General features: G+C 49.8%; 11 protein-coding genes. 4 read left to right on the plus strand and 7 right to left on the minus strand.

Annotated features, from left to right (window positions below; translation table 11 throughout):
* The first annotated feature begins 98 nt into the window (after positions 1 to 98).
* Positions 99 to 1,124: a Holliday junction branch migration DNA helicase RuvB gene (ruvB, locus tag ACQ4MZ_RS26770; RefSeq protein WP_430850367.1), complete on the plus strand. Its 1,026-nt coding sequence runs from the start codon at positions 99 to 101 to the stop codon at positions 1,122 to 1,124.
* An 88-nt stretch (positions 1,125 to 1,212) separates the two neighbouring features.
* Entirely contained in the window at positions 1,213 to 1,638 is a 426-nt protein-coding gene (locus ACQ4MZ_RS26775; protein ID WP_430850369.1) for a (deoxy)nucleoside triphosphate pyrophosphohydrolase, read from the plus strand.
* Here the strand turns inward: ACQ4MZ_RS26775 and ACQ4MZ_RS26780 are convergent.
* A complete protein-coding gene (locus ACQ4MZ_RS26780; protein WP_430850371.1) occupies positions 1,621 to 2,982 on the minus strand; it encodes a dihydroorotase in 1,362 nt (453 codons plus the stop codon). The genes ACQ4MZ_RS26775 and ACQ4MZ_RS26780 overlap by 18 nt on opposite strands.
* A 77-nt stretch (positions 2,983 to 3,059) precedes the next feature.
* On the opposite strand from ACQ4MZ_RS26780, the gene ACQ4MZ_RS26785 reads away from it, so the two are divergent.
* The gene (locus ACQ4MZ_RS26785; protein WP_430850373.1) at positions 3,060 to 3,752 is read left to right on the plus strand and encodes a ComF family protein; all 693 of its coding nucleotides are present in this window, start codon (positions 3,060 to 3,062) and stop codon (positions 3,750 to 3,752) included.
* Positions 3,753 to 3,806: 54 nt separating this feature from the next.
* Here ACQ4MZ_RS26785 and gldJ read toward each other — a convergent pair whose 3' ends face one another.
* Together gldJ and mfd are read right to left on the minus strand one after the other, a co-directional pair.
* Positions 3,807 to 5,063, minus strand: coding sequence for a gliding motility lipoprotein GldJ (gldJ, locus tag ACQ4MZ_RS26790; RefSeq protein WP_430850375.1), 1,257 nt, complete (start codon positions 5,061 to 5,063; stop codon positions 3,807 to 3,809).
* 122 nt (positions 5,064 to 5,185) lie between these two features.
* Positions 5,186 to 8,533, minus strand: coding sequence for a transcription-repair coupling factor (gene mfd / locus ACQ4MZ_RS26795; RefSeq protein ID WP_430850377.1), 3,348 nt, complete (start codon positions 8,531 to 8,533; stop codon positions 5,186 to 5,188).
* 205 nt (positions 8,534 to 8,738) lie between these two features.
* On the opposite strand from mfd, the gene pnuC reads away from it, so the two are divergent.
* Positions 8,739 to 9,353, plus strand: coding sequence for a nicotinamide riboside transporter PnuC (gene pnuC / locus ACQ4MZ_RS26800; protein WP_430850379.1), 615 nt, complete (start codon positions 8,739 to 8,741; stop codon positions 9,351 to 9,353).
* Between the two features lie 224 nt (positions 9,354 to 9,577).
* On the opposite strand, the gene ACQ4MZ_RS26805 is transcribed toward pnuC, so the two are convergent.
* From ACQ4MZ_RS26805 to rhaM, 4 genes are all read right to left on the minus strand, one after another.
* Positions 9,578 to 10,024, minus strand: coding sequence for a barstar family protein (locus tag ACQ4MZ_RS26805; protein ID WP_430850381.1), 447 nt, complete (start codon positions 10,022 to 10,024; stop codon positions 9,578 to 9,580).
* Positions 10,025 to 10,094: 70 nt separating this feature from the next.
* On the minus strand, positions 10,095 to 11,015 hold the full coding sequence (locus ACQ4MZ_RS26810) for a sugar phosphate isomerase/epimerase family protein (protein ID WP_430850383.1): 921 nt from the start codon (positions 11,013 to 11,015) through the stop codon (positions 10,095 to 10,097).
* Positions 11,016 to 11,151: 136 nt separating this feature from the next.
* Entirely contained in the window at positions 11,152 to 12,660 is a 1,509-nt protein-coding gene (locus ACQ4MZ_RS26815; RefSeq protein WP_430850385.1) for a c-type cytochrome domain-containing protein, read from the minus strand.
* A gap of 47 nt (positions 12,661 to 12,707) precedes the next feature.
* Entirely contained in the window at positions 12,708 to 13,028 is a 321-nt protein-coding gene (gene rhaM, locus ACQ4MZ_RS26820) for an L-rhamnose mutarotase (RefSeq protein ID WP_430850387.1), read from the minus strand.

The raw sequence follows: 13,028 nt of genomic DNA on the forward strand, positions 1-13,028 counted from the left end.
TTTCCTTTGCAGATTAAATCAATTATTTTTGGTTAAATAATATCAAACCAGCCGCCATTAAACCGGACGGCTGGTTTTCACTATCTGATCAACCGACTATGCGCCAGGATTATCTGTCCGGAGATAAAGAAAACCTTTCAAATACCGATAAGGATATCGAACGCGCACTGCGGCCGTTGTCTTTCGAGGATTTTACCGGGCAGGACAAGATTCTTGAAAACCTGAGGATATTCGTGCAGGCCGCCCGCCAGCGCGGGGATGCACTCGATCACGTGTTGCTGCATGGCCCTCCGGGGCTAGGGAAGACCACCCTATCCAATATCATCGCAAATGAGCTCGGTTCGGGGATTAAGATCACTTCGGGTCCGGTACTCGATAAACCCAGCGATCTGGCCGGCCTGCTAACCAATTTGCAGGAACACGACGTCCTTTTCATCGACGAAATCCACCGCCTTAACCCTATCGTGGAGGAATATCTGTATTCGGCCATGGAGGATTACAAAATCGACATTATGCTCGATAGCGGCCCGAACGCCCGCAGCATTCAAATCGGCCTGAATCCCTTCACACTCATAGGCGCCACTACGCGCGCAGGCATGCTCACATCCCCGCTACGCGCGAGATTCGGGATCAATGCGAGGCTGGAATATTACGATGCACAATTGCTATCATCCATATTGAAACGTTCGGCCTCGATCCTGGGAACGCCTTTGGAGGAAGATGCGGCGTATGAAATTGCCCGGCGTAGCCGTGGTACCCCGCGTATTGCGAATAACCTGCTGCGCAGAACCCGCGATTTCGCGCAGGTAAAGGGTAATGGCCGTATTACCGTAGCCATCGCCGAAATGGCTTTGCAGGCATTGGATGTGGATCAAAACGGGCTGGACGAAATGGATAACCGCATTCTAAGCACGATTATCCAAAAGTTCAAAGGCGGGCCGGTAGGCTTATCCACCATTGCAACTGCTTGCGGTGAAGAGGCCGACACCATCGAGGAAGTGTACGAGCCCTTCCTGATTCAGGAAGGTTATATCAAACGGACCTCACGCGGCCGTGAAGTGACGGAAAAAGCATTCAGGCACCTGGGTATTTTACCGCGCCATCGCTCAGGCGAATTGTTCTGAGCGTTAACTTTTTAAGAAGTTTAAACATTCACATACAACATAAACCTGAAAATTGTAATTTTGCGGTAAATTAGCGTAACCGCCTCCTATGATCGAAGTACTGGTTTCCGAAAAGTTGGTAGTGAGAGTGCCCTGTGCTGTAATTGAACATGATGGAAAAGTACTCGCCGGGCAAAGAAGCGCAGCCTTGTCCTTCCCCCTTCAATGGGAGTTCCCTGGCGGAAAGCTTGAAAAAGGCGAGACCGACGAACAGGCATTGTTCCGTGAAATCATGGAAGAGCTCAATGTAACCGTTGAAATCGTCGATAAACTTCCCGAAACTTCCAAAGACCAGGGCTGGCGCGAGATCGTACTCGTACCGTTCGTTTGCAAAGTGGATACAACCGATTTTGTCCTCACCGAACACGAGCAAATCCTCTGGCTGGAACCTGACGATCTTCCTACCCTCGACTGGACAGAGGCCGACCTGAACGTGATCCAGAACTACTACGATTACCTAGCGGCTAAAAGTTAACCGCTTTCCTTTTACCGTTTCATCAAATTTCCCGTTTTCATAAACCAGGTGCCCCGACACAAACGTATGGGTGATCCGTGACTGAAACTTTGTACCGTTGAATGGTGACCAGCCGCATTTGGAGTAAATATTGGAAGGGTTAACCTCCGTTGTCGCATTCGGATCCACCAGGATCAAATCTGCCCAGTAACCTTCGCGAATATAACCGCGGTCTTTGATATTGAAGAGGTCTGCCACCGCATGGCTCATTTTTTCAGCTACGCGGTCGATCGAGATTTTGCCCGCCTTGCTCAATTCGAGCATCACATTCAGCGTATGCTGCACCAGCGGCAGCCCTGATGGCGCCTGCCAGTAATGTTGTGCTTTTTCTTCAATTGTATGCGGTGCGTGGTCTGTCGCGATCACATCGATGCGGTTATCGAGCACTGCTTGCAGGATCGCCTCCTTGTGGTACGGCGCCTTAATGGACGGATTGCATTTGATTTCGTTACCCAGCCTTCTGTAATCCTCTGAATCGAACCATAAATGATGTACGCATGCTTCGGCTGTTACGAGCTTCGGTTCTCCGTTCGCGAGCAGGATTTTACCGCCGCTACGGATTCCCGGTTCAAACAAATGAACCTCATCCCCGGTAGAAATGTGCAGGATATGCAGACGTGTCCCGTACTTGTGCGCGAGTGAACTTGCAAAAGTGGATGATTTGAGGCAAGCCTCTTCATTCCGGATCAACGCATGAATGTCGTAAGGCACATCATCGCCGTACTTATCCTTGAAAAAAGCCATCCGGGCCTTCACGGTCGGTTCGTCCTCGCAATGCGTAGCGATAATGCAGGGCGCATTGGCGAAGAGCTTTTCGAGCACTTCGGGCGCGTCCACGAGCATATTACCGGTGGAAGAGCCCATGAATATCTTGATACCACAAACCTGCGTGGGATCGGTACGCATCACCTCATCATAGTTGTCGTTCGACGCGCCCATGAAGAAAGAATAGTTGGCGAGAGAGGTGTTGCCACCGATTTGGTATTTATCTTCCAGCAACTGCTGCGTCAGCGTATTGGGAACGGTGTTGGGCATTTCCATGAATGAAGTAACCCCGCCGGCAACGGCCGCCTTCGACTCGGTGTAAATGCTGGCCTTGTGCGTAAGTCCCGGCTCGCGGAAATGTACCTGATCATCGATCACCCCGGGCATGAGCAAAAACCCCCTTGCATCAATCATCTTATCCGCTTGCACATGCTGCAAATCCCGTTCGATTTTTTTTATGTGACCATTTTCAATTAATACGTCTAAATACTGAACCTGGTTTTCATTTACGACCTGGGCATTTAAGATCAGCGTTGTCATATGAGCGGCGGCGATTGGATTGATGTCGTGCAAAGGTATTCAGACCGGTTGAAATTCACTCATTGAATCATACAAAAATGAACCTGAAACAACTCCTCCGTGACTTCGCCGACCTGCTGTTTCCACGTTGTTGTGAGAGCTGCGACCGGATATTACAAGGCAATGAAGCCACCATTTGCACGCTTTGCCGTATTTCGCTGCCACGCGTTGGCGCTGCCGGCCTGAATAGTGAATCGCTTCAATTTAAATTCGTGAGTCTTCCTGAAGTCCTCTCAACCCATTCATTTTTGTTGTTTACCAAAAGAAGCAAGGTCCAAAAGCTGCTGCACGCATTGAAATATAAGGGTAACAGGGACGTGGGGATATTGCTCGGGCAGATGTTCGGTCAGGAATTAAAAGCATCGGGACACTTACCGGAAGCTGAAATTATTCTGAGCATTCCGCTTCATCCCAAAAAGCGAAAGCAGCGAGGTTACAATCAGAGCGACCTCCTCGCAGAAGGTTTTTCGCGGGCTACAAATATCCCGTGGTCGGGCGCTATGCTCGAACGCGTTAAATACACCGCTACGCAGACCGGCAAGACCAAAATAGAAAGAAGGGAAAATGTGCAGGGAGTATTCGCCGTCAAACAGGATTTTTGTCCCAAAAGCGTGATCCTGATCGACGATGTGCTTACTACTGGTGCTACACTGGAAGAGTGTGCGAGGACATTACTGGCATCGGGTTGCAGGCAATTTCACATCCTCACCATCGCATTGGCACAGCATTAAAACAGAAAAGCCGCCATTCGGAGAACAGCGGCCTTTCAATTGATATCTTAAATCTTACTCTTTGTGCGTTCCGGTAGCGATCATCGCGCAACGGAAACCTACCATTGCAGTCGCAGAATCCTGATCCATGTAACGGCGTGTTCCCGGAGACAACCAGTAAGCTACGTCAGCCCATGAGCCACCTTTGTAAACTCTCAGCTTATCGTCAACCATTGAGTTGTTGTTCTTGCTGTCGTAGTTTTTAGCCTCATCCTGGTAACCGTCGCGACGGAAAGAGTTCAGGTCGTTTACATCGCTGTTTGATAGTGGGCGATATACGTCATAAACCCACTCGCTCACATTACCCGCCATGTCGTAAAGGCCGTTGTCGTTGGCCGGATATGACCGGATTTCCTGTGTGATAATCGCTCCGTCATTGGATTTACCTGCGATACCAGCGTAGTCACCAGGGCCGCGTTTGAAGTTCGCAAGCATTGTTCCCTGCTTACGGCCACGTGGGTTACGCATTGTGGAACCATCCCATGGGTAAATTCTTGAGTTAGCCTGGTTTTCGTCAGAATACTGCGTTCCGATCATCGCCATAGCAGCATATTCAAACTCAGCTTCTGTCGGAAGGCGGTACGGAGGCATTACGTAGCCACTTTCGATACGAAGTTGTGGCGCGGGAGCGTCCGCAGCTGCAACAGCCTCGCCTTCTGCTTTCTTCTTCTTGCCGAAAGAGAATCCCTTTTTCTTACCACCAGCGGCAGCTGCACCCTTAGCGTTATTAGCCTGGCTTACAGCAGCGGTACGCCATGCACAATAATCGTTGGCCTGAACCCACGAAACACCTACCACCGGATAAAGGCGGAAACCTGGGTGGCGCAGATACATTGTTACGTAAGAATCGTTGAATGACAGCTCATTATACCAAACTGTTGTGTCAGGAAGCGCCTTGGCATAGAACTCTTCCGAAGAGTCCTTCTGGATTGCATTCAGGTATTCGAGGTAGTGAACGTTCGCCACTTCAGTCTGGTCCATATAGAATGACTGGATACTGACGGTCCGTTTCGGGTTATCCCGGCGCCCCATCACATCTTCTTCCAAAGATCCCATCGTAAAACGTCCTCCTTCGATGTACACTAGGTCAGGACCGGCCGGCAAAGCTTTGTATTGCTTCACTTCAAACCCGTCTTTGCCGTTGTAAGCCAGGCCTGTTTTGGAGCTGGTCTTGCCAGGTTTCAAGCTGGTCGGCTTCTTTTTACTACACGCAGTTGCCGCTAATAACACTATCAGAATCAGCGCGATCGACCGGGTACCCATCTTTTGCATGCAAATCATTGCTTTAAAGTGACTTAAGTGTTTGGTATTTTATAGTATGCGAAACCGCAAATGTATGAAATCAATCGATATTATTTTTAAAAATCAATTATCAGGTAATGCAAGCCTGTTTGCTACCGGGTCATTTCCATTAGCACCTGGCGCGCCTGATCGATGCTTTTAATGTCCTCGCAAATCAGTATCAGCTTGCCTTTCTGATCTTTAAGCGAAATTTGCTTAGGGTGTTTCTTAATGTAATCTATCACCTGCCCGAACTTCGCCGACTGAAAGAATTCGTCATTCTGCGAAGTAACGAAGTAGCCTTTCATCGTATTGCTCTTCAAAGTCAGTTTTTCGAACTGCAAAGCCTCTGCTTCCCAACGCAAACGAACCGTTTTCAACAAATCCTGCACCTCGTGTGGCACCGGGCCGAAGCGGTCGAGGATTTCCTTTTCAAACTTCCCGAGCTCGTCCTCTGTCGCAATATTATCGAGGCGGGTATATAACGACAACCTTTCGGAAATATTTTTAACATAATCATCCGGGATCAGCGTTGCAAAATCGGTTTCAATCTGCGTATCCGGCACCAGGTTTTTCGGCAGACTGAATACCCCCTCGAACAAATCCTTAAATTCATTGCTTTTTAGCTCCTGAACGGCTTCATCAAGCATTTTGTGATACAGTTCGTATCCGAGATCGTTCACAAAACCACTTTGCTCGGCGCCCAGCAGGTTACCCGCGCCACGGATGTCGAGATCGCGCATGGCCACCTTGAAACCATCGCCAAGATCCGAAAACTCTTCCAGGGTCTGTAAACGTTTCCGCGAATCACTCGCCAGCGTCGATACCGACGGTGTGAGCAGATAGCAGAATGCCTTCCGGTTCGAGCGCCCCACGCGGCCGCGCATCTGGTGCAGGTCCGAGAGCCCGAACATATGCGCGGAATTGATGATGATGGTGTTCGCATTGGCAATATCGATCCCGGATTCGATGATATTGGTCGAAACCAGAATGTCGTACTCGCCATCGATAAAGTTCATCATCACTTTTTCCAGCTTGTCGCCGTCCATTTGCCCGTGCGCCACGCCTATGCGCACATCGGGCACGAGGCGGAGGATAATATTCGCGATGGATTCGATGTCATTTACGCGGTTATGTACAAAGAAAACCTGTCCGCCGCGCTGCACCTCGAAACTGATCGCATCGCGGATGAACTCCTCGCTGAATGTATGTACTTCCGTCGTAACCGGCTGGCGGTTAGGTGGCGGGGTCGCGATTACCGAAAGGTCGCGCGCGCCCATGAGCGAGAAATGCAATGTACGCGGGATCGGCGTGGCAGTGAGGGTAAGTACGTCCACATTCACGCGCATTTCTTTCAGACGGTCTTTGGCTTTGACCCCAAACTTCTGTTCCTCATCGACGATCAGCAGGCCGAGGTCCTTGAATTTCACATCCTTGTTTAAAATCCGGTGCGTACCGATCAGAATATCGATCTTGCCTTCTTCGGCTTGTTTCAAGGTATCCTTAATCTCCTTTGCGGATTTGAAGCGGTTGATATAACCCACCCGAGCGGGGAAATCGGCGAGGCGTTCGCTGAATGTCTTATAATGCTGCATTGCAAGGATGGTCGTCGGCACGAGGACCGCCACCTGCTTGCTATCGCAAACAGCCTTGAACGCCGCACGGATCGCGATTTCGGTTTTACCAAAGCCTACATCCCCGCATACCAGCCGGTCCATCGGGTGAGCCTTTTCCATATCCTCTTTCACATTGGCGGTCGCGGTTGCCTGGTCGGGCGTGTCTTCATATATAAAGGAAGATTCGAGCTCCACTTGCAGGTAATTGTCTTTCGAGAATGGAAAGCCCGGTGCCTGGCGACGTTTGGCATACAATGCGATCAGCTCGTGCGCAATGTCTTTCAGTTGCTTTTTAACCTTCGACTTTTTAGCCTCCCATTCGCCCGAGCCGAGCTTACTCATAGCAGGCGGAGTACCTTCCTTACCGGTATATTTGGCGATTTTGTGGAGGTTATGCACACTCACATATAGCAAATCATTGTCACGATAAATAAGCCGCACCGCTTCCTGCTCCTTCCCATTCACATCCTTTCGCTCCATCCCTGCGAAACGGCCGATGCCATAATCGACGTGCGTCACAAAATCGCCCACCTGCAAAGATTTCAGCTCTTTCAAGGTCATAGCCTTCGATTTGCTGAACTTCTCTTTCAAGCGGTACTTATGAAAACGGGCGAAAATCTGGTGATCGGTGTAGCACGCCACCTTCAAATTGTCGTCTACGAAACCCTCCCGAAGCGAAATGTGCATCGGCCGGAATTTCACGAACGGATCGAGGTCTTCAAAGATCCTTTCCAAGCGGTCGAGCTGCTTGGGCTGCTCGGCTACGATGATATTGACATAGCCTTTGTTCTGATTATCCGACAAATCATCCAACAGCCTTTTAAAATCTTTGTTAAATGAAGGCTGCGGTTTCGAAGAGTAAGGCAGCTTTATTTCAGTCTTGAAATACGATTTCTTCCCGAATTCAACCGTTTTAAACTTCTTAACCTGATTCAAAAACCCGCGCCGCGTTTCGAAAAGCTCATTGGGGTTGGAAACAATTTGCACGCCGCCGCCAGTCACTTCTTCCAACGCCTTTTCAGCCCTTTCGAAGCATTTTTCAATTACTTCCAATGTCAATTCCGCATCTTTAAACCAGATAGCGGTGTCATCACTGAAGAAGCTCAGAAACGAATCTCGCGTTTCGTGCGAGAGCTTTTGCTGAATATCCGGTACGATATTGATCTGCTTCGCACTTTCAATGGAAAGCTGCGTATCCGGGTCGAAGGAGCGGATACTTTCCACTTCATCCCCAAAAAGCTCAATCCGGAATGGGTGCTCGTTAGCAAATGAAAACACGTCGAGGATACCTCCACGTACCGAAAATTGCCCCGCTTCGAACACAAAATCGGTGATTTCGAACCCGTAGCTATTCAAAAACTCGGTCAGAAATGCAGGATCAAGCTTTTCACCTACTTTGACTGAAAATGTATTCGCTTTCAGCGATCGCTTGTTGATTACTTTCTCAAATAACGCCTCCGGGTAAGTCACAATTTGTACGGGCGTATTGCGGCCAGCACTGAGCTTGTTCAGGATTTCACCGCGCATGAGCACGTTGGCATTATCCACTTCTTCGTAATGGTAGGGCCTTTTGTAAGAGGTAGGATAAAACAGGACTTCGGTAGTGCCCAGCAGGTTTTGAAGGTCGTTCTGAAAATAGGCCGCTTCCTCACGGTCGCTGAGGATGTATAATGCTGGTGTTTTCTTTTTATGCTGCACTGCGGCGGCGATTACCGCATCGAGGCTTCCTACCAATCCTTTGACCTGCACGTGCGCCGCCTCGGCATCCTTAGAGGCGATCTGCGCGCTCAGCACATCGAGGTAGCTGTCGCCTCCATATAGTGTTAATAAGTCTTTTACTTCCAATTATATTAAATGCTGTGCAGCTCGGCTGCGATGAAATGTAACGCAAAAAGCCGTTTCGGGGAATTTCCCGACCGGCCAGAATTTATAACAACAGTCGTACCAATTTTGTTGCTACGCTGTTCCAATTGCAAAAATAGCCCGAAATGCCCCAGCACGAAAATCCGGAATATCATTTTATTTTTACCTTTCACACCATCATTCCCTCATGACCGACTGGCTCAACCAACCCGTTTCCCTGGCAGGCCTGCCTACCACAATACTCGAAATCCTGGGTTTCATCACCGGCGCGATCTGCGTTTACCTCAACACCCGTCAGAATGTGCTCGGCTGGTTTTTCGGAATTGTCAATGCAGTACTGTATGGGGTGGTTTTCTGGCAGGTTAGATTGTATGCCGATATGGGCTTGCAAGGATATTATTTCCTGACGAGCATTTACGGCTGGTGGATGTGGAAATTCGGCGGGCAAAATCACGACGGCGTGCGTGTCAGCCACACACCTGTGAAGCTATACCCGGTTTTTGGACTGATTTTTATCGCGGTAACGCTTTCCTGGGGATTCCTGCTCGGCAAATTCACCAACGCCAGCCTCACCTACGCCGACTCTGCATTAACGATCGCCAGCTTGATCGGCCAATGGATGATGGCACGCAAATACCTCGAAAACTGGATCATCTGGATCGTCGCCGACGCGGCTTACGTGGTCGTGTATTTCTACAAAGACCTACACCTCACCGCGATTCTCTACGGCGTCTTTCTCATACTTGCGGTCATCGGGTTCGTACAGTGGCGCAGGGATGTTGTCAGGGATGGTCAGATGTAACCAGGAATTGTCATTGGTAGTCAGGTATGGTCTTTTATTGTCATGAGTTGTTAAGTGTGGTCATGAATGATCATTGGTAGTCAGGGATTGATATTGTTTAAATCTCCTCCACTCAGGATATACTTGGCAACAAATGACAATACCTGACCATTTCTGACTATTCTTGACCGCGCGGCGTACCGCAACACATGACAACAACCGACGTCCCAATTATAAGCGACGTATCAGTCGAGCGTATCGAACGGGATTTCTTGGTCTTCGAGCAATGTGCGGATGCGTGGCGAGTCCTGGAAAACGATTTGCAGTTCCTTTTTCGCTACGCCTTCCTCTTCTTCGTCGAGCCATTTCCAGTCTTCGGCCGTAGCGTCGAAGATATCGATGATCGTCAGGAGCTTATCTTCGGATTTTTCCTTCGAAAGCCACTCGCCTGAGCTCCCTATGTAAATAATAACCTTCTTTTCATCGATCCATTCGAGGTCGTTGAGCATTTCGTCGAGCGCGTCGAGGTTTTTGCCGGAATAGTCGGGGAAATGCATCGCGGCGGCGATCGCTTCGTGGAAATCTTTGACGGACGTTGCCTTACTTCCGTCAATATGGGCTACAAATGCACCCAGGAACGTTTTACGGACATCGGATTCTTCCCGGGCCAGCAGGAAGTGTGTGTTTTTCATAGAGTCGTTGATTTAAAACACTGCAAGTTAGAGAAAAATGGACGTGCAAGTCCAACCTTTCAATAGTGTTTTATTTCAAATACCGCTTTCTTAACAAATGCATCATATGTACGTTGATTCCCCACTGATCTGATAGCGGCTGATGTGTAAACGGCACGGTTGGTTGATAATTCGGCGGCCCGAATTCCGTCAGGACGGTCAGCGTTTCACCGCTTTTGACCTTGTATTCTACCACTTTGTCCCACCACGCCAAATGCGCCTTCACGGCCGCCTCCCATTCAGGTGCACGCGGGTCGTTCACCTGCGGCCCTTCCTCATGCCCTACACGCGAGTGTATATGCCCCACGCGTGCAAGTGCAAGCTGAACGGTTTCTTCCTGGTCCTGCAAAAGACTTTCGTGCACATTACACCAATGCGAAATATCGAGCGTAAGCCGCAATGCGGGGTTTTTCTCAATGAAATTCCGGGCCACGTGCGCCGCGAAAAGCATACGTCCGCGGTGAGTTTCGTGGTAGATGGGAATGCCGCTTTTGGTCGACGCCTCGGTGGTATGGTCGATGAATGCCTTATTTTGTTCGTAGGTAAAATGGTCACGACCGCTGTGGCAGTTGATGTAAAGCGGCTTCACGGGCCATTGCGTCGTAGCGGCATCGATCTGCGATCTGAATGCATGCAAATGCGTTTTGTAATCCCGCTCACCCGAGCCGCAGAGGAAGCCTACTTCGAGATTATGCTTTTTCAATGCGTCAAAAAGCTCTTTCCGCTTGTCTTCCGAGCCCTGCCACCACATTTCGATGCCGTCGTAACCTTCTTTTTTGACGGCTGCACAAAACTGGTCGGTAGTCCCCTGGAAGCCCCAATTGGTACCGAGTACTTTCAATGACAGTTTATTTTCAAACTGCACGGCAGCTTTGTTCGCGTCGGCGATGGATTCGAAGGTCGCTAATGCTCCTACTGCTGTGGCGGTGTTAATGAAATTCCGGCGGTTCATTTTAATTTTGAATGAGTGAATGGGCGATGTTGGTCATGTGTTGTCATGGATAGTCATTGGGTCAGATATTGTTCCTGTCATTTAATGCCTTCCTCACCATCCTTGACAATTCCTGACCACACTTGACAATTCCTGACTATTTTTTCGTCGCCGCAACCGGCTTGGTAGCTGTACTATCGCCTGCTTTGAGGAACTGTGCGACCTCCGCTTCGCTGAAACCGTTGACGATCTGCAAACCCGGGGACTGCTTCGCCGCTTGGGCTACCGCACTATCGGTAACCCCTGATTGCCAGACGTAAATGGAACGCAGGCCTTTCATAGAGGCGATATTTTTCAATCCGGCATCCCCCATTTTGGTATCGATTACATTCAGGTATTCAAGGTGCGGCAAACTTTTGATCTGCGCGATGCCCTGGTCGGTAACGCCGGAGTGCTCCAAATGCAGCTTGGTAAGGTTTTTCAATTTGGCAATTTCCTTCAACCCGCTATCGGTGATCTGGGTACCGCCCAGTTTCAGCCAGGTTACCTGCTCCGCTACGGGCAAAAGCAATGCAATATCCTTATCACTGAATTGCGGGGCATTCACCGCGCTCACTTCCAGCAAATTCTGATCTTGCGATAATGTATTGACGATAAGCCCTGCCTTCCGCAAAGCCTGGATATCACTTTCTTTCGCCGGTGAAACTTTCAATGTAGCGATAGCCGATTCTTTCTGTTTTGCACCACCGGATCCGCCTGCCGCTGAGCCACCGCCGAGCGATGCCAGGGCTGGTTTCACCTGATCGAGTACGGTCAGCTCTGACACTTTTTTGTCCGCAGGTGCTCCCTGGTCGATCCACCAGGATAGCAACGCAATCTGCTCGGTACTCAATTGCGGTTTACCCTTCGGAGGCATATGGTTGTCGTCGCTTTCGTCCAGCAGACAGCGTTTGATCATATCGCTCTCAGCGCCTTTTCCCGCCACCAATGCAGGGCCGTTTTCCCCGCCTTTCATGAGCAATGCAAGCTCGTCCATACGCAAATCGCCCTTTTTCTTGCTGGCATTGTGGCATTGGGTACAGCGCGCTTCGAGGATCGGCTGGACAATATCTTTATACACAACCGCCTGCTGCACATCGGTTATGGGCTTGATTTCCTTCGCTTTTTCTTCGATAGGGTCCATCCCCGCGAGGCTGCGAAAGGGCTCGGGTGTGTACTGGGTGAGGTAGCCATCGCCGTGTGTGAGCGAGCCGCCATCGTGACCTGCGGTCATGGTAAGTAACACCGCCACCGCAAATGCAGGGAGATAAACGGCTTTTCCAACGGAAATTTTTCCTGCAAACCGGTCCGATTTCACGAGCCAGGCCACCCATGCAAATACCGCCACGCCAATGCCTTTCCACATGTGCGCGCCCAGCAAGTCCTCGTCATAACCTCCGCCCAGCGACAACAGATAGCCCGCAATACAAGCAAAAGTAGCGCTCACCGCCGACCAGAACAGCACGAAAACCACGGTCGATTCACTTACCGAAATTCTTCCGGTCCTGCGCCCAATCTCGATAAGCGCTGCGATCAACAAAAAACCAATGGGTAAATGCACCAACACAGGGTGAAAACGCCCGATAAAAAGTACCCAGGGCGACGCCTGAAGAAGAGGAATGAGCATACCGGCAATCAATATTAAAGGGTTAGGATTATTCAAAAATCAATGCATTACAACCTGAAAACTTCCGGGCATGGGATCGCCACGGGAGAATTGTCAGAGTTTACTTCCATGATGTCGGCCATATGGTCCCACCACTTCTTCATGATAGGCAGCGCGGGAAGGCTGGCGGTTGTATCGTTAGCATCCAATTTTTGAAATGCGAAAAGCGCAAGCGTGGCTTCGTCGAGGAAAATGTAATATTCCATAATGCCGGCCTCTTTCAAAAGCTGGCTCAGTTCCGGCCATATTTCGTCATGTCTCTTTTTGTATTCCGCTTCAAATCCGGGTTTGAGCTGCATTCTGAATGCCTTAACTGTTTCCTGCGCCAT

This window comes from Dyadobacter sp. BHUBP1 (assembly GCF_050587785.1).
GTDB lineage: Bacteria > Bacteroidota > Bacteroidia > Cytophagales > Spirosomataceae > Dyadobacter.